This is a genomic window from Streptomyces sp. NPDC055815 (assembly GCF_053616475.1).
This window is the reverse complement of sequence record NZ_JBSHDU010000124.1, coordinates 1-16,374: the sequence shown is the minus strand read 5'-3', so window position 1 is coordinate 16,374 and position 16,374 is coordinate 1. Positions and strand designations below refer to the sequence as shown.

The following is a 16,374-nucleotide window of genomic DNA, read 5'->3' as shown; positions in this document are numbered from 1 at the left end:
AAGCCTTTCAGCGCCGATGGTACTGCAGGGGGGACCCTGTGGGAGAGTAGGACGCCGCCGAACAATTATTAGCCTCAACCCCCGGACATCGTCCGGGGGTTGAGGCTTTTTTGCGTTCTACGCTGTCTCCATGCGATACGACCTGGTCATCTTCGACAACGACGGTGTGCTCGTGGACAGCGAGCCGATCTCCAACACCCTGTTGGCCGGCTATCTGACGGAGCTCGGGCATCCCACCACGTACGAGGAGTCGGTGCGGGACTACATGGGGTCCGCCATGCACCGCATCCATGAGCTGGTCGAGGAGCGGAGTGGGCGGAGGTTGCCCGAGGACTTCGACGACGTCTTCCACGCGCGCGTGTTCGCTGCGTTCCAGGCGGAGTTGGAGGCCGTGGCCGGGGCCGGGGAGGTGCTCAAGGGGCTGGCCGCGGCCGGCGTTCCGTACTGTGTGGCCTCCTCGGGGAGCCATGAGCGGATCCGGGTCGGGCACCGGAAGACCGGGCTCGATGTGCACTTCAGGGACGAGGTCGTCTTCAGCGCCGAGGACGTCGGCCGGGGGAAGCCGTGGCCCGATCTGTTCCTGTTCGCCGCCGAGCGGATGGGGGTGGCCCCCGGGCGGTGCGTGGTCGTCGAGGACAGCGGGCCCGGGGTGCGGGCCGCCCTGGCGGCCGGGATGGACGTGTACGGGTTCACCGCGATGACGCCGGAGGCCAAGCTCAGCGGGGCCAAGGGGTTCTTCAGGGAGATGGGCGAGCTTCTCGCGATTTTGGGGTCGTGATCCATCTACCCAGCGGTAGGTTCCGGCCGTACGCTGTGCCGCCATGACGGATGCGCGGTTGAGGCGTGGGCGGGGATCCCTGGCGGTCAGTTTCTTCGTGCAGGGGGTCACCTTCGCCCTGCTCGTGACGCGAATACCGGCGATCCAGGACCAGTACGGGATCTCCGACGGGCTGCTGCCGGTCTTCCTGGCCGCTGTGCCGATCCTCGCCGGTGTCGCGAGTGTGGCGACCGAGAAGGTGGTCGCCCGGGTCGGTCCCGCGGTGGTCCTGCGGTGGGCGCAGCCCTTGGTGCTGCTGGCCCTTCTCGGCGTGGGGCTGGGGTCCGAGCTCTGGCACGCGGCGCTCGCCCTCGGGCTGTTCGGTCTTGCCGTGGGCGCCCTGGACGCCTCGATGAACATGCTCGGGGTGAGTCTCCAGCGGGCGTACGGGCGGAGCATCATGCTCGGTTTCCACGCCTCGTACAGTCTCGGTGGGATCGCTGGGGCCTCGCTGGCCTGGGTGGGGGCGCACTGGCATCTGTCGCTGTTCGTGTCGTACCTGCCGGTGGTGGCCGTGCTGCTGCCCGTGGCGTTCGTCGGTAGCCGTTGGTACGTGGCCGGCGGGGACGAGCCGGTGGCGGACGGCGAGGGCGGCAAGGGGAGTGGTGTCGTCTTCAAGGTGCTGCTGCCGCTCTGTCTGGTGATGACGTTCGCGTACATCGGGGATTCGACGGTCTCCAACTGGAGTGCCAAGTACCTCCAGGACGTGCTGCACAGCTCGGAGGAGCTGGCGACCGTGCCGTACAACGCGTACATGGTGACGACGCTGCTCGGGCGGGCCGTCGGGGACTTCGGGGTGCGGCGGTTCGGGGCCGTCGTGGTCGTGCGGGCGGGGGCGGTGCTCGCGGGTCTCGGGTTCGCGGTGGTGGCGGTGGCTCCGGGGGCGTGGGTGGGGATCGCCGGGTTCACGGTGCTCGGTCTCGGGCTGAGCGTGATCGTGCCGCAGACCTTCGCCGCGGCGGGGCGGCTGTTCCCGGGGGCGAGTGACGCGGCCGTCGCTCGGCTCAATGTCTTCAACTACGTCGGGTTTCTCGTCGGGTCGCCTTTGGTGGGTGCGCTGGGGGACGCGTGGAGTTATCGGGGGGCCATGGTGGTGCCGATGGCGCTGGTCCTGGTGACGGTGGTGTATGCCACGTCGTTCGGTTCGCGGGAGGCCCGATACGGTGGCGGGCATGAGCGGCCGCGCACTGTTGATGTGGGATGAAGCTGTCACGCAGTACGACTTCGGGTCCGAGCATCCGATGGATCCGGTACGGCTCGCGCTGACGATGTCGCTGGTGCGGGCCTATGGGCTGGACCGGGCGGTGGACGTGGTGGCGGCGAAGCCGGCCGGGGACTCGACGCTGCGGCTCGTGCACCGCGAGGACTATGTGGCGGCGGTGCGGGCGGCCTCGGTGGATCCGCGCCATGCCGACCAGGCGTACGGGCTCGGCACGGTCGACGATCCGGCGTTCGCCGGGATGCATGAGGTGTCGGCGCTGATCGCCGGGCAGTCGGTGGGGGCGGCGGAGGCGATCTGGCGCGGGGAGGCCGCGCACGCGGTGAACTTCGCGGGCGGGCTGCATCACGCGATGCCGGGGTCGGCTTCTGGTTTCTGCATCTACAACGACGCCTCGCTGGCCATTGCCCGGCTGCTCGAGCTGGGCGCGGAGCGGGTCGCGTACGTGGATGTGGACGTGCACCACGGGGACGGGGTGCAGGCGGCGTTCTGGGAGGACCCGCGGGTTCTGACGGTGTCGCTGCACGAGCATCCGCGGACGCTGTTCCCGCAGACGGGGTGGCCGGAGGAGACGGGCGCGGCGGGGGCCGGTGAGGGCGGGGCCGTGAACGTGGCGCTGCCGGCGGGGACGGGGGACGCGGGGTGGCTGCGGGCCTTCCACGCGGTCGTGCCGGAGCTGCTGGCGGACTTCCGGCCGCAGGTGCTGGTGACGCAGCACGGGGCGGACACGCACTTCGAGGATCCGCTGGCGCACCTGGCGGTGTCGCTGGACGCGCAGCGGGCGGTGCAGGAGGCCTGTCACGAGCTCGCGCACGCGCACGCGGAGGGGCGCTGGCTGGCGCTCGGGGGTGGCGGGTACGCGGTGGTGGACGTCGTACCGCGGTCGTGGACGCATCTGGTGGGGATCGCGGCGCACGCTCCGGTGGATCCGGAGTCGGTGATCCCGGCGTCCTGGCGGGACGAGGTGTACGCGCGGACCCGGCAGTTGGGGCCGGCGCGGATGACGGACGGGCGGTGGCCGGTGGGCTTCCGGGACTGGGCCGAGGGGTACGACCCGGCGGACCGGCTCGACCAGGCGGTGCTCGCGACGCGGAAGGCGGCTTTTCCGCTGCGGGGGCTGCTGGCCTAGGTGGTCTAGAACGTTCTCCTGGGCGTTACGCCGACTGTGGGGTGTCCGGGAGGTTTGGATCCCCGGCCGGTGGTGTTCCGGCAGCATCGGAGGGGTGCTGAGTACCGGGGCGCTGCGGGCGCATCTGTTGGACGCGGGGTTGGCGGGCAGGGTGGCGACCTCGCGGGAGGAGAACCTGCGGAGCTATCGGCTCTTCGCCGCGCGTGATCCGCGGGTGCTGCTGGGGCTCGACCCGGCCTGGGGGTGGGACGAGGCCGGGTTGCTGCGGTTGATGGCCGACAAGTGCGGGGTGTCGGGGGATCCGGCGCACCGGTCGGGTCCTGATGTCATCGATCCGGAGCGTACGGTGCGGGGGCTCGACGCCTTCGCGGCGCGTCTGGGCGCGGCGGCGGCGCGGCGGGTTCCGGTGCTCCTGGGGACGGGTCATCCGCACCGTCTGCTCAGTTTCTACGTCGCTCTCGCAGACGCCTTGTCGGCGGCGGGATGTCTTGTCCTCACACCGGCGCAGGGGCGATGTGTCGACATAACGACCCGGTTCGGCGTACGTACGTACCTCCTCGACTACGTACGCGGGGTCGCTCTGGTACGGGAACCCGGACCGTCCGGGGACGGGCGCGCGCCGGGGGCGCACTCCCATTCGCCGCTGCCGGTTAGGGCCGCTCTGGAGAGTGCGGCGGAGTGCGGCGGGCCGCTGCCGGAGCTCGTGGTGGGGGACCACGGATGGGTCTGCGGGGCAGGTCAGCTGGGTATCGAGGCCATCGGTCTCGCCGATACGGATGATCCGGCGCTGTTCGTCGGTGAGGCGGAGGGGCAGGTGTCGGTGGCCGTTCCGCTTGATGACGGCGTGCGCTCCGCCTCGTACCTCCCGCTGACGCGCTATGTACTCAATCGAGCGTGTCTGTCACGGTAAACGGCCGATGGCAGCTCCTCTTCCCCACTCGTACCACCCGCCCCTAGTCTGGAGAGTGAGCGCTCGGCGACGAAGAGTCACCGGAGGGGAAGCCGGTGGGCGTCGCGGCGGAAGGTACAGGTGGGTCATGGCTGCTGGCGAACGACCTCTCAACGAGGTCAAGTTTCTGACCGTGGCGGAAGTCGCCTCGGTGATGCGCGTCTCGAAGATGACCGTGTACCGCTTGGTGCACAGCGGTCATCTGCCGGCGATCCGGGTGGGCAGGTCCTTCCGGGTGCCGGAACAGGCCGTTCACGAGTACCTGCGGGAGTCCTTCGTGGGGGTGGGGACCGCGTAGCGAGCGCGCGGCCGAACAGCTGGTGAGCGGAGTCCGGCCCTCGGATTACTTGCGCGGTGCTCGGGACGGTAGGCTAGGCCGACGTAGGTCGTGTGGGCCCAGACGCCCCGCACCGATCCCCGCCGGGAGGCGGGGATGTTCCGAGAAGTGAGCGAGGGTAGTCGTGGGCTCTGTTATCAAGAAGCGGCGCAAGCGGATGGCGAAGAAGAAGCACCGCAAGCTGCTCAAGCGCACGCGCGTTCAGCGTCGCAACAAGAAGTAAGGCGACAGCTGCTTCGCAGCGTTTGTGCGTCAGGCGTGGCCCTTCACCGTTCGCGGTGGAGGGCCACGCTTTTATCCCGTGGAAATGTCGAGGCGCTACGGTGTCGACCAACGGGAGTGACGGACGGAAGGCGCTGCTTTGGGCAAGGTCGTGCTCGTCACCGGTGCCGCCCGGCATCTGGGCGGCCGCTTCGTGCGGCGGATCCAGCGGGATCCGGAGGTGGAGCGGGTGATCGCCGTGGACGCGGTGGACCCGGCGCACCAGCTCGGCGCCGCCGAGTTCGTACGGGCGGACATCCGCCGGCCGGAGATCGCGAAGGTCCTCGCGGAGCACGACGTCGACACGGTGGTCCACCTGGACGTCACCGGTACGGCGCTCGGTGGCGGTGGCCGGACGTCGGTCAAGGAGACGAACGTCATCGGCACCATGCAGCTGCTCGGTGCCTGCCAGAAGTCGCCGCGGATCCGGCGCCTGGTGATCAAGTCCAGTACGAGCGTCTACGGCTCCGCGCCGCGGGACCCGGCCGTCTTCACCGAGACGACGCCCGCAAAGTCCCTGCCGAGCGGTGGTTTCGCCAAGGACGCCGTCGAGGTCGAGGGGTACGTCCGGGGCTTCGCCCGGCGCCGGCCGGACGTGGCGGTGTGCGTGCTGCGGTTCGCGAACATCCTCGGGCCGCGGATCGACTCCCCGCTCGCCGAGTACCTGGCGCTGCCCGTGCTGCCGACCGTCCTCGGTTACGACCCGCGGCTGCAGTTCGTCCACGAGGACGACGTGATCGACGTCCTGCGCCTGGCGGCGCACGAGCCCCGCAGGGCGACCCAGAACAGCGGCACGTTCAACGTGGCCGGGGACGGGGTGCTGCTGCTCTCCCAGGTCGCGCGGCGGCTCGGGCGGCCCACGGTGCCGGTGCTGCTGCCCGCGGTCACCTGGGTGGGCACCGCCCTCCGTACGGTCGGGATCACGGACTTCGCGCCCGAGCAGATCCGGCTGCTCACCCACGGGCGGGTCGTCTCGACCGTCCAGACGCGGGAGGTCTTCGGCTTCTCGCCGCGCTACTCGACGGCGGAGGCGCTCGCGGACTTCGCGCGGGGGCGGGGACCGGGGCTGCTGCCGCCCGAGCTGCTCGCCGGGGCGGTGGACCGGCTCGCCGGGCGGCTCGGCACCACTGACGCTTCCACCCTTCACCACGGCGCCTGAGGAGACCCGACTGCGATGGCGGACGCCAAGGTCATTCCGTTCGACGACGACCGCTCACGGGCCCGCCGGCGGCCTGCCAGGGCCGAGGGCGAGGCGGCGGCCGTACGGGCCCTGCCGGGGCCCAAGGAGGCGCCGGGGGAGCCGGCGGTGCCGGGGGCCCCTGAGGCCTCCGCAGCGGCGTCCCAGGCTCCTGAGCCGGCCCCGGAGCCGGAGCCCGCGGAGAGGGGGAGGAACGGCTGGGAGCGGCGGCTCGCGGGTGGGCTCGCGTTCCTCCGGCGGCGGGTCACCGGCGAGTACGAGGTCGACGAGTTCGGCTACGACGAGGAGCTCACCGACCAGGTCCTGATGTCGCTGCTCCGCCCGCTGTACGAGAAGTACTTCCGGGTCGAGGTGAAGGGCGTCGAGAACATCCCGGCCGAGGGCGGGGCGCTGATCGTCGCCAACCACTCCGGGACCCTGCCGCTGGACGGGCTGATGATGCAGGTCGCCGTCCACGACCGCCATCCGGCCGGGCGGCACCTGCGGTTGCTCGCGGCGGACCTGGTCTTCGTGCTGCCCGTCGTCAACGAGCTGGCCCGCAAGGCGGGGCACACGCTGGCCTGTGCGGAGGACGCGGAGCGGCTGCTGCGGGCCGGCGAGATCGTCGGGGTGATGCCGGAGGGCTTCAAGGGGATCGGGAAGCCCTTCGGGGAGCGGTACAAGCTGCAGCGGTTCGGGCGGGGCGGGTTCGTGTCGACGGCGCTGCGGGCCGGGGTGCCGATCGTGCCGTGCTCGATCGTGGGCGCGGAGGAGATATACCCGATGCTCGGGAACGCGAAGACCCTGGCGCGGGTGCTCGGGTTCCCGTACTTCCCGCTCACGCCGACCTTCCCGTGGCTGGGGCCGCTCGGGGCGCTGCCGCTGCCGACGAAGTGGACGATCCAGTTCGGCGAGCCGATCCCGACGGACTCGTTCGCGCCGGAGGCGGCGGAGGATCCGATGCTGATGTTCAACCTGACGGATCAGGTGCGGGAGCAGATCCAGCACACGCTCTACAAGTTGCTGGTGCAGCGGCGGTCGGTGTTCTTCTGAGCGGTGGTACGGAAGAAGGGGCGCCCCCCGTCCGTGGGGGCGCCCCTTCTTCTTGTCAGCGAGCGTCCTCGCTGTCGATGCCGAGGCCCGGAAGGAGGCCCGGCAGGAGTGGCGGAAGGGTCACGTCCGGCACGTCCGGGGTCGACTGGCCTTCCGTGGGGGCCGTCGGTGTGCCGGTCGGGGAGGGCTGGAGCAGTCCGCCGGCGCTGCCGCCGAGGAGTCCGTCGTCCTCGTGCGAGCCGGTGCCGCTCCCTGTGCTCGGGGTGGTTCCCGTGCTGGGCCCGGAGGAGTGGGCCGGGGCGGAGTGGCTGCCCGAGGGGGACGTCTCCTGGCCGGACGGCGGACGCTGGGAGCCGGTGCCCTGGCTGTCCTGCGGGGTGCCGGGCCTGCTGCGTGGTCCCTCGGAGCCGACCGCGCCCTTCTGGGGGGTGCGGGGGAGCACCGACTGGAGCGGCTCGACCTCTTCGTCTATGGCGTCGAAGACGTCGGTCACCTCGCTGCCGACGTCCGCCAGTTGTACGGGGAGCCGGTCGCGGAGGCCGTTCCAGGTGTCCCGGTGGGCCTGGGCGAAGGAGTTCAGCCGGGCCATCGGGCCGATCTCGCCGTCCCGCTCGTACGCCTCGCGCAGCAGCCGGTGGCCCTCGGAGGCGTCGTGCTTCATGCCGCCCAGGACCCGCCGGATCTCGGCGAGGGACTCGTGGTCGAGCTCGCCCGCGCGGCCGCGCTCCATGAGGCGGCGGGCCTCGCTGAGGCGGGTGGAGGCCTGGTCGAGGTAGATGCCGCCGCGGTCCGCGTCGTCGTCCGCCATGCCCAGCTTGATGTCCTCCATGCCCCGCTTGAGCCCGTAGAGCGAGTCACCGGGGAGGGCGTCGGAGCTGGCAGCGGCCACTCCGCCGAAGGCGCCCGCGGCCACACCGACCGTGAGGCCGCCGGCGGCGAGGCCCTTGGTCCAGCGGGACCGGGGGCGCAGTCTCCGGAGTGGGGACGCCCGGTGGGCTCCCTTGCCGGTGGATGTCCGTTGCTCCGGCACCGTAGGGCCCGCGGCGGCGCTCCCCTCCATGAGCATTGCTTCCATGGCGGCGACGAGCTGGGCTCGCTGCACCACCTTGACCTCGGGGTCGAGCTGTGGCTTCGGCAGCTCGCCGAGGCCGTTCGCCAAGGCCAACAGCCGCCCCTGTTCGGCGGGTTCGGCCGGTTCCGCCGGGGCCTCGGGCTGCTCGGCCGCCGCGTCCTCGGACGCCCGGTCCTCCAGGGCCTGGGCGAAGGCGTTCGCCCGCCGGTGCACGTTCGCGATCACAGGCGGCACCTCCTCTCGTCATGACGGTCGACTCCCCGGGGTGTCCGGAAGGTTGCACACCTTGAGCACATCCACACGAAAGAGTGAGTGGCTGTGGGCATGGCGTGACCACAGGGAGCCTGCATCCCGCACAACGAGCGGCGCGGCACTTGGGTTACGCGCGAAAGATGATCGGACCAGTGCGTCATCGAGTCGTCACCGACTGTCAGTTGGGCGGGGGTAGTGGGGACGTGGGGGGAGGTGCGGGCATGGGGGCGCGGACCGGGACGGAGGGGCGCTTGTGGGGGGCGCGGAGCGGTCAGCGGGCGTCGTCCGGAAGGAGGCGGGCCAGGGTGCGGACGGCCCGGTACTGGAGGGTCTTGATCGCGCCCTCGTTCTTGCCCATGACCCGGGCGGTCTCGGCGACCGAGAGGCCCTGCAGGAAGCGCAGGGTCACGCACTCCTGCTGCTGGGGGTTGAGGCGGCGGACCGCGTCGAGGAGCGCGGCGTTGGAGAGGGACTCCAGGACGGAGTCCTCGGGGCTGCGCTCCACCTCGTTGGCGTCGAGCATCTCGCCGGTGGTGACTTCCAGGCGGAAGCGGCTGGACTTGAAGTGGTCGGCGACCAGGTTCCGCGCGATGGTGACCAGCCAGGCGCCGAAGTCGCGGCCCTGCCAGGTGAAGGTGGAGATCCGGCGCAGGGCGCGCAGGAAGGTCTCGCTGGTGAGGTCCTCGGCCGTCGCCTTCCCGCCGACGCGATAGTAGATGTAGCGGTACACCGTGTCGCTGTACTGGTCGTACAGGCGGCCGAAGGCCTCGGCCTCGCCCGCCTGGGCGCGCTCGACCAGGTCCATCATGCGGGCGCTGTCGCTGTCGGCGGTGGGGCGGCGTGCGGTGGTCGAGGTTCCGGAGCCGGAGCGTGCGCCCCGTCTGCTCACGGCGGCGCCGCCGTCGGCCAGGGCGTAGCAAGGGCCGGCGGGTGCCGGTGCGGCGAAGGCGAAGGCGGGGACAGGGCCGGCGTACGCGGTGGGGACGAAGCCGCGCAAGTGGTCGAGGACCGTTGCGCGCAGCGTAGCCAGGCCCGAGGTGTCAACCCCGACGTGTGGGTACACGGGACTCCCAGAGGCAGAGCTTCCATCACGTGCAGTGCGGGACCGTTCACCCGTCGTGGCGACGTGAGGGGTCCTTTGTGCGTCTGAGGAGAATAACGCTTCGTACAGGCAGCGCTACACCCAGTTGCTCAAATCACCGGTTACGTTGTTTCTGTTACTGCTTGTAGTCGCAACAAGTCGCAGTTCATGACTAGTTGTTGATCGGTTTGCTTCCGAGTGTGACTGCGTGCGCGTTGCGTTGTGCTCAAGTGCGGGGCGGGTGAGTGAACGGGCCCGCTGCGGGGTAAGGAGGGCGGAATGCCCGGGAGTCGACCTGTGCGGTGCTGTTCGACCACGGACGGGTGAGCGCGCCTGGTCCGGGGTTGTCGCAGATGATCGCAGCCGAAACGTATCGGCAGGGCGGCGGCGCGCCGCCTTACGTGATCTTCGTACGGCGCGCGTCAGTGCCGGCGGCGGTGCAGGGCGACCGCGGCGGCCGTGCCGCCGGCCAGCGCCCCCAGGCCCGCGGCCGCGGGGATGCCGACCTTCGCGGCCTTGCGGCCGGTCCGGTAGTCGCGCAGCCGCCAGTCCCGGGCCTTCGCGTGCTTGCGGAGCTTGGTGTCCGGGTTGATCGCGTACGGGTGTCCCACCAGCGACAGCATCGGGATGTCGTTGTGCGAGTCGCTGTACGCGGCGCAGCGGCCCAGGTCCAGGCCCTCGGCGGCGGCGAGAGCCCGTACCGCCTCGGCCTTCGCCGGTCCGTGCAGGGGCTCGCCGACCAGCTTGCCCGTGTAGACGCCGTCGACCGACTCGGCGACCGTGCCGAGCGCGCCGGTCAGGCCGAGCCGGCGGGCGATGATCGTGGCCGTCTCCACCGGGGCGGCCGTGACCAGCCAGACCTTCTGGCCCGCGTCCAGGTGCGCCTGGGCGAGGCCGCGGGTGCCGGGCCAGATGCGGTCGGCCATGTACTCGTCGTAGATCTCCTCGCCGATCGACATCAGTTCGGAGACGCGGTGGCCCTTGACGATGGACAGGGCGCTGTCGCGGGCGTCCTGCATGTGCTCGGGGTCCTCGACGCCGGCGAGCCGGAACCAGGCCTGCTGCCAGGCGAAGCGCGCGAGTTCACGGCGCTGGAAGAACTTCCGCTTGTACAGGCCGCGGCCGAAGTGGAAGATCGCGGCGCCCTGCATCACGGTGTTGTCGAGATCGAAGAAGGCGGCGGCCCGCACGTCCCCGACGACCGGGAACTCGGGCTCGGCGGCCTCGGATTCGGCGGCGGCGGACTCCTCGCGCTCCAGCTCCAGCTGGAGCGAGGACTTGCGCGCCGCCTCGGCGGCGGCCTCGCCTGCCAGGACGCTGCGCGCGGTGGCGGAGCGCCTACGGGGGGTGAGCCATCCCAGAGCGGCCATGCCGTTGAGCATAGCCAGTCTGTTCGGTACTTCCCGACTTGTGAGGATGCCGTGGTGTGAACAGTGGGGGACCCCACTGTTACCTGACGCCAGAATGGACGCCATGTTCGGACGTACGAAGAAGAAGGACGCCGGAGCCAAGGGCGATCCCGCGTCGCGCACCGTGACGTTGATCGGCAAGCCGGGATGCCATCTCTGCGACGACGCCCGCGCGGTGATCGAGGCCGTGTGCGCCGAGACCGGAGCATCCTGGGAGGAGAAGGACATCACTCTCGACGAGGAGCTCCACCGGGCGTACTGGGAGCAGATTCCCGTGGTCCTCGTCGACGGCGAGCAGCACACCTTCTGGCGCGTGGACGCCGGACGGCTCCGGCGCGAACTGGGTGCGTGACCGAAAGGCGGTTACCATCGTGGACGTTTTGTTGGGTTTCGGGGGCGGCATCGTGAGGAGAGTGTGCGGCTTTGCCCCCTTCGGGATCCCAACGCTCTGACGCGCTCCGCGGTTCCGCGACGATACGAACCGGCCGCGTGACCCCGGTCACTTTGGGCAGACAAAACGGACACCATCTTTGTGCACGCGTTCACAAAGACATAGCCTGCATTCGACGGGGCGGTCTTGGGACATATGGCCGCCTGCAGCCCCGCTCATCCCGCAGGAGCACCGTGGCAACTGGCCGAACTCACCGACCGGCGACCCGTAGCCGAGGAATTCCCGAGGCCACCGTCGCCCGGCTTCCGCTGTATCTCCGCGCACTCACCGCGCTCTCGGAGCGTTCCGTACCCACGGTCTCCTCCGAGGAGCTCGCGGCCGCGGCGGGGGTCAACTCCGCGAAGCTGCGCAAGGACTTCAGCTACCTCGGCTCGTACGGCACCCGCGGTGTCGGCTACGACGTCGAGTACCTCGTCTACCAGATCTCCCGTGAGCTCGGGCTCACGCAGGACTGGCCCGTCGTCATCGTCGGCATCGGTAACCTCGGTGCCGCGCTCGCCGGCTACGGCGGCTTCGCCTCCCGAGGCTTCCGTGTCGCCGCGCTCATCGACGCCGACCCCGCCATGACCGGCAAGCCGGTCGCCGGGATCCCCGTCCAGCACAGCGACGACCTCGAGAAGATCATCAGCGAGGACGGCGTCTCCATCGGCGTCATCGCGACCCCGGCCGGCGTCGCCCAGCAGGTCTGCGACCGGCTCGTCGCCGCCGGAGTCACCTCCATCCTGAACTTCGCCCCGACCGTGCTCTCCGTGCCCGACGGCGTGGACGTGCGCAAGGTCGACCTCTCCATCGAGCTGCAGATCCTCGCCTTCCACGAGCAGCGCAAGGCCGGCGAGGAGCCGGGCGCCGAGGAGGGCCCCGACGCGGGCGCCGAGCCCGAGGCCGCCGCGGCCGCCGTGCCGCCGGCCCCGCGCGGCGCCACCGGCGGCACCGGCCGTAAGGGACCCGACGGGGACGTCCCCGCGGTGATGCCGGCATGAGCCTCCTCGTCGTCGGACTGAGCCACCGCAGCGCCCCGGTCTCCATCCTGGAGCGGGCCTCGCTGTCGGCGGACACCCAGGCCAAGCTCCTCCAGGACACCCTCGCCGCCGAACCGGCCGCCGAGGCCACCGTCCTGGCCACCTGCAACCGCATCGAGCTCTACGCCGACGTGGACAAGTTCCACGCCGGTGTCGCCGAGCTGTCCACGCTGCTCGCCCAGCACAGCGGCGTCGGCCTGGACGAGCTCACTCCTTATCTCTATGTGCACTACGAGGACCGGGCCGTCCACCACCTCTTCTCGGTGGCCTGCGGCCTCGACTCCATGGTCGTCGGCGAGGGCCAGATCCTCGGCCAGATCAAGGACACCCTCGCCCTCGGCCAGGACCTCCACACCGCGGGACGGCTCCTCAACGACCTGTTCCAGCAGGCCCTGAGGGTCGGCAAGCGCGCCCACAGCGAGACCGGGATCGACCGCGCCGGGCAGTCGCTCGTCACCTTCGGCCTGGAGCAGCTCGCCCAGGACACCGACGTCGAGACCTGGGCCAAGGGCAAGAAGGCCCTCGTCATCGGCGCCGGCTCGATGTCCTCGCTCGCCGCCGCCACCCTCGCGCGCTCCGGCGTCACCGAGATCGTCATCGCCAACCGCACCCTGGCCCGCGCCGAGCGGCTCGCCGAGATCCTGGGCGAGCCCGGAGGAACGGGCGTCGCCGCACGCGCGGCCGAGATGGTTGCCGTCGGCGACGAACTGACACGTGCCGACGTCGTCGTCTCCTGCACCGGCGCCACCGGACTCGTCCTCACCGGCGAAGCCGTCGAGGACGCCGCACGGGGACGCACAGAACCGCTCTTCCTCCTCGACCTCGCGATGCCCCGCGACATCGACGCCGCCGCCCACCGCATCCCCGGTGTCCGGCTCGTCGACATCGAGTCGCTCGCCGAGGCCTCCGCCGACGCGCCCATGGCCGCCGACGTCGACCAGGTCCGGGGCATCGTCTCCGACGAGGTCGCCGCCTTCGGCGCCGCCCAGCGCGCCGCCCACATCACCCCGACCGTCGTCGCCCTGCGCACGATGGCCGCCGAGGTGGTCGCGGGCGAGGTCGCCCGCCTCGAAGGCCGCCTCCCCGGCCTCGACGACAAGCAGCGCGCCGAGATCACCCAGACCGTGCGCCGCGTCGTCGACAAGCTCCTGCACGCGCCGACCGTGCGGGTCAAGCAGCTGGCCAGCGAGCCCGGCGGCGCCGGGTACGCGGACGCGCTGCGGACACTCTTCGACCTCGACCCGGAGACGGTGGCTTCTGTCAGCCGGGCCGACCTGAATGACGCCGACGTCAAGAACCGAGGGCGAGTATGACCGAGAGGGCACTGAGGCTCGGGACCAGGCGCAGCAAGCTCGCCATGGCCCAGTCCGGGCACGTGGCCGACGCCGTCCGGCAGCTGACCGGCCGGCCCGTCGAGCTCGTGGAGATCACGACGTACGGGGACACCTCCCGGGAGCACCTGGCGCAGATCGGCGGCACCGGCGTCTTCGTCGCCGCGCTCCGCGACGCACTGCTCGCCGGCGAGGTGGACTTCGCCGTGCACTCCCTGAAGGACCTGCCGACCGCACAGCACCCCGACCTGGTGCTGGCCGCGATCCCGCCGCGCGAGGACCCGCGCGACGTACTGATCGCGGGCGAGGGCGTCACGCTGGACACGCTGCCCGAGGGCGCGCGCGTCGGCACCGGCTCCCCGCGGCGGATGGCCCAGCTCCACGCGTACGCGCGCAACCACGGCCTCGACATCACCTGCGTCCCCATCCGCGGCAACGTCGACACCCGCGTCGGCTACGTCCGCAAGGGCGAACTGGACGCGGTCGTCCTGGCCGCGGCCGGACTCAACCGCATCGGCGGGACCGACGAGCTCCTCGGCGGCCTGTCCGCCCAGCCGCTGCCCGTCGACACCGTCCTGCCCGCCCCCGGCCAGGGGGCCCTGGCCGTCGAATGCCTGGCGTCGAACACCGAACTCGTCGCCGCGCTCGCGCCGCTCGACGACCCGCACACGCGGGCCGCCGTGACCGCCGAGCGATCCCTGCTCGCCGCCCTGGAGGCCGGCTGCTCCGCACCCGTGGGTGCGCTGGCCGACCTGCTGGCCGACGACCCCGGTCACGGGCAGGTTGTCACCGAAATGCGCCTGCGCGGCGTCGTCGGCACCACCGACGGCTCGACGCTGGTGCAGCTGTCCACCACCGGACCCGTACCCACCTCGCACGACGAGGCCCTGGCGCTCGGACGCGAACTCGCGGACGAGATGCTCGCCAAGGGTGCGGCCGGTCTTATGGGGGAGCGAGCACTTTGAGCCCCACCAGCCCGACCACCAGCCCCCTGTCCCCGGCCTTCGCGGGCCATGGGCACGTCACGTTCCTCGGCGCAGGCCCGGGCGACCCCGGACTCCTGACCCTGAGGGCCGTCGAAGCCCTCGCGGGCGCGGACGTCCTGATCGCCGAGCCGGAGGTGCTCGAGGTCGTTCGCGGCCATGCGCGCGTGGGGGTGAGCACGCCTGAGCTGACGGTCGTTGACGAGGCGTCAACAACCGCCGGTGTCCCCGTGTTGAGGGATGCGGCCAATCTTGTCATGGAGGCCGCGCGGGGCGGCAGGCGGGTCGTCCGTGCGGTGACCGGCGACCCCGGCCTCGACGGCAACGCCGGAGCCGAGATGCTCGCCTGCGCCGCCGAAGGCATCCCCTTCGAGGTCGTCCCCGGCGTCGCCACCGCCGTCGGCGTACCCGCCTACGCCGGGGTGCCGCTGCGCGACGCCCAGGGCACCGACGTGCGCTTCGTCGACGCCCGCACCGCCGACGAGCGGTGCTGGACCGAGGTCGGTGCCTCGGACGGGACCGTCGTCGTCTCCACGTCCCTCGACTCGGTCGCCGCCGCGGCCGGTGAGCTGGTGGCGGCTGGCCGTAAGCCGGACACCCCGCTCACCGTCACCATCGCCGGTACGACCACCCGCCAGCGCACCTGGAACGCGACGCTCGGCACCATCGCCCAGGTCTTCAAGCAGGGCAAGGTCCTCCCCTCGCCCGAGGGCCACCGGCCGGTCATAGCCGTGGTCGGCGAGCGCAGCGCCCCGGCGCAGCGGGACCAGCTGTCGTGGTTCGAGTCCAAGCCGCTCTTCGGGTGGCGGGTCCTCGTGCCGCGCACCAAGGAGCAGGCCGCGTCGCTCTCCGACCAGCTGCGTTCGTACGGCGCCGTGCCGCACGAGGTGCCGACCATCGCCGTCGAGCCGCCGCGCACCCCGCAGCAGATGGAGCGGGCGGTCAAGGGGCTCGTCACCGGACGGTACGAGTGGATCGCCTTCACCTCGGTGAACGCGGTCAAGGCCGTACGGGAGAAGTTCGAGGAGTACGGGCTCGACGCCCGCGCCTTCGCCGGGATCAAGGTCGCGGCGGTGGGCGAACAGACCGCTGCGGCGCTGGTCGACTTCGGTGTGAAGCCGGACCTGGTGCCGTCGGGTGAGCAGTCCGCGGCGGGTCTCCTTGAGGACTGGCCGCCGTACGACCCCGTCTTCGACCCGATCGACCGGGTCTTCCTGCCGCGCGCCGACATCGCCACCGAGACGCTCGTCGCCGGGCTCATCGAGCTCGGCTGGGAGGTCGACGACGTCACCGCCTACCGGACCGTGCGGGCGTCGCCGCCGCCGGCGGACACGCGGGAGGCGATCAAGGGCGGCGGGTTCGATGCCGTTCTGTTCACCTCGTCCTCGACCGTGCGGAACCTCGTCGGTATCGCCGGCAAGCCGCACAACGTGACCGTCATCGCCTGCATCGGGCCCGCCACGGCCAAGACGGCCGAGGAACACGGGCTCCGGGTCGACGTGCTCTCGCCCGAGCCGTCCGTCCACAAGCTGGCGGAGGCCCTGGCGGACTTCGGTCTGCGGCGGCGGGAGTCCGCGCTGGAGGCGGGGGATCCGGTGACGCGGCCGTCGGAGCGGAGGCCGGGGGCGCGGAGGCGTCGGACGACGTAGCGGTTGCTTGGGGTGCGGGTCCGTTTTGCGGGCCCGCACCCTTTGCCGTTGTGGGCGCGCTTCTGCCCGTTGTGGGCAGGCGTTCCGCAAGGGGCGGAACGGGTGGGCACAACGGAACGGCGCCCTTGCCGGCGCCAGAGGCTCCCTCCGCCTGGACCCGCACCACCAGCGGCGGTGCACCGGGG

The 16,374-nt window shown here is 71.4% G+C and carries 16 protein-coding genes; 13 read left to right on the top strand and 3 right to left on the bottom strand.

Features of this window, described 5'->3' with window-relative positions; all coding sequences use genetic code 11:
- Nucleotides 1-130: 130 nt before the first annotated feature.
- The 8 genes from ACWGN5_RS39975 to ACWGN5_RS39940 all read left to right on the top strand — a co-directional run bounded on the left by ACWGN5_RS39975 (nucleotide 131) and on the right by ACWGN5_RS39940 (nucleotide 6,942).
- The gene (locus tag ACWGN5_RS39975; RefSeq protein WP_453523402.1) at nucleotides 131-778 is read left to right on the top strand and encodes an HAD family hydrolase; all 648 of its coding nucleotides are present in this window, start codon (nucleotides 131-133) and stop codon (nucleotides 776-778) included.
- Between the two features lie 43 nt (nucleotides 779-821).
- Nucleotides 822-2,021, top strand: coding sequence for an MFS transporter (locus tag ACWGN5_RS39970; RefSeq protein ID WP_453523400.1), 1,200 nt, complete (start codon nucleotides 822-824; stop codon nucleotides 2,019-2,021).
- The gene (locus ACWGN5_RS39965; protein ID WP_453523398.1) at nucleotides 1,990-3,165 is read left to right on the top strand and encodes an acetoin utilization protein AcuC; all 1,176 of its coding nucleotides are present in this window, start codon (nucleotides 1,990-1,992) and stop codon (nucleotides 3,163-3,165) included. Before ACWGN5_RS39970 ends, ACWGN5_RS39965 begins: the two co-directional genes overlap by 32 nt.
- 94 nt (nucleotides 3,166-3,259) lie before the next feature.
- Nucleotides 3,260-4,075, top strand: coding sequence for a phosphatase (locus ACWGN5_RS39960; RefSeq protein ID WP_453523396.1), 816 nt, complete (start codon nucleotides 3,260-3,262; stop codon nucleotides 4,073-4,075).
- Between the two features lie 127 nt (nucleotides 4,076-4,202).
- Entirely contained in the window at nucleotides 4,203-4,412 is a 210-nt protein-coding gene (locus ACWGN5_RS39955; RefSeq protein WP_015034391.1) for a helix-turn-helix domain-containing protein, read from the top strand.
- Nucleotides 4,413-4,575: 163 nt separating this feature from the next.
- Nucleotides 4,576-4,674, top strand: coding sequence for a 30S ribosomal protein bS22 (locus ACWGN5_RS39950; RefSeq protein WP_003948845.1), 99 nt, complete (start codon nucleotides 4,576-4,578; stop codon nucleotides 4,672-4,674).
- Between the two features lie 138 nt (nucleotides 4,675-4,812).
- Nucleotides 4,813-5,871, top strand: coding sequence for an NAD-dependent epimerase/dehydratase family protein (locus ACWGN5_RS39945; RefSeq protein WP_453523393.1), 1,059 nt, complete (start codon nucleotides 4,813-4,815; stop codon nucleotides 5,869-5,871).
- Nucleotides 5,872-5,886: 15 nt separating this feature from the next.
- Nucleotides 5,887-6,942 (top strand): lysophospholipid acyltransferase family protein, encoded by a 1,056-nt coding sequence (locus ACWGN5_RS39940; protein ID WP_453523391.1) that lies wholly within the window; start codon nucleotides 5,887-5,889, stop codon nucleotides 6,940-6,942.
- 55 nt (nucleotides 6,943-6,997) lie between these two features.
- Here the strand turns inward: ACWGN5_RS39940 and ACWGN5_RS39935 are convergent, their stop codons facing one another.
- The 3 genes from ACWGN5_RS39935 to ACWGN5_RS39925 all read right to left on the bottom strand — a co-directional run bounded on the left by ACWGN5_RS39935 (nucleotide 6,998) and on the right by ACWGN5_RS39925 (nucleotide 10,717).
- Nucleotides 6,998-8,239 (bottom strand): DUF5667 domain-containing protein, encoded by a 1,242-nt coding sequence (locus ACWGN5_RS39935; RefSeq protein ID WP_453523389.1) that lies wholly within the window; start codon nucleotides 8,237-8,239, stop codon nucleotides 6,998-7,000.
- A 298-nt stretch (nucleotides 8,240-8,537) separates the two neighbouring features.
- Nucleotides 8,538-9,329, bottom strand: a complete 792-nt coding sequence (locus ACWGN5_RS39930) for an ECF subfamily RNA polymerase sigma factor, BldN family (protein ID WP_351188926.1) — start codon at nucleotides 9,327-9,329, stop codon at nucleotides 8,538-8,540.
- Nucleotides 9,330-9,769: 440 nt separating this feature from the next.
- Entirely contained in the window at nucleotides 9,770-10,717 is a 948-nt protein-coding gene (locus tag ACWGN5_RS39925) for an HAD family hydrolase (RefSeq protein ID WP_369144867.1), read from the bottom strand.
- A 94-nt stretch (nucleotides 10,718-10,811) separates the two neighbouring features.
- On the opposite strand from ACWGN5_RS39925, the gene ACWGN5_RS39920 reads away from it, so the two are divergent.
- The 5 genes from ACWGN5_RS39920 (at nucleotide 10,812) to ACWGN5_RS39900 (ending at nucleotide 16,189) form a co-directional block, all read left to right on the top strand.
- Nucleotides 10,812-11,108: a glutaredoxin family protein gene (locus ACWGN5_RS39920; RefSeq protein ID WP_453523386.1), complete on the top strand. Its 297-nt coding sequence runs from the start codon at nucleotides 10,812-10,814 to the stop codon at nucleotides 11,106-11,108.
- A gap of 272 nt (nucleotides 11,109-11,380) precedes the next feature.
- Nucleotides 11,381-12,187: a redox-sensing transcriptional repressor Rex gene (locus ACWGN5_RS39915; protein ID WP_453523384.1), complete on the top strand. Its 807-nt coding sequence runs from the start codon at nucleotides 11,381-11,383 to the stop codon at nucleotides 12,185-12,187.
- On the top strand, nucleotides 12,184-13,539 hold the full coding sequence (locus tag ACWGN5_RS39910) for a glutamyl-tRNA reductase (RefSeq protein WP_453523382.1): 1,356 nt from the start codon (nucleotides 12,184-12,186) through the stop codon (nucleotides 13,537-13,539). Before ACWGN5_RS39915 ends, ACWGN5_RS39910 begins: the two co-directional genes overlap by 4 nt.
- Nucleotides 13,536-14,522 carry a hydroxymethylbilane synthase gene (gene hemC, locus ACWGN5_RS39905; protein ID WP_453523380.1) on the top strand — a complete coding sequence of 329 codons (987 nt, stop codon included), beginning with the start codon at nucleotides 13,536-13,538 and terminating at the stop codon, nucleotides 14,520-14,522. Before ACWGN5_RS39910 ends, hemC begins: the two co-directional genes overlap by 4 nt.
- Complete coding sequence (locus tag ACWGN5_RS39900) at nucleotides 14,519-16,189, top strand: uroporphyrinogen-III synthase (protein WP_453523378.1); 1,671 nt, start codon at nucleotides 14,519-14,521, stop codon at nucleotides 16,187-16,189. Before hemC ends, ACWGN5_RS39900 begins: the two co-directional genes overlap by 4 nt.
- The last annotated feature ends 185 nt before the right edge of the window (nucleotides 16,190-16,374 follow it).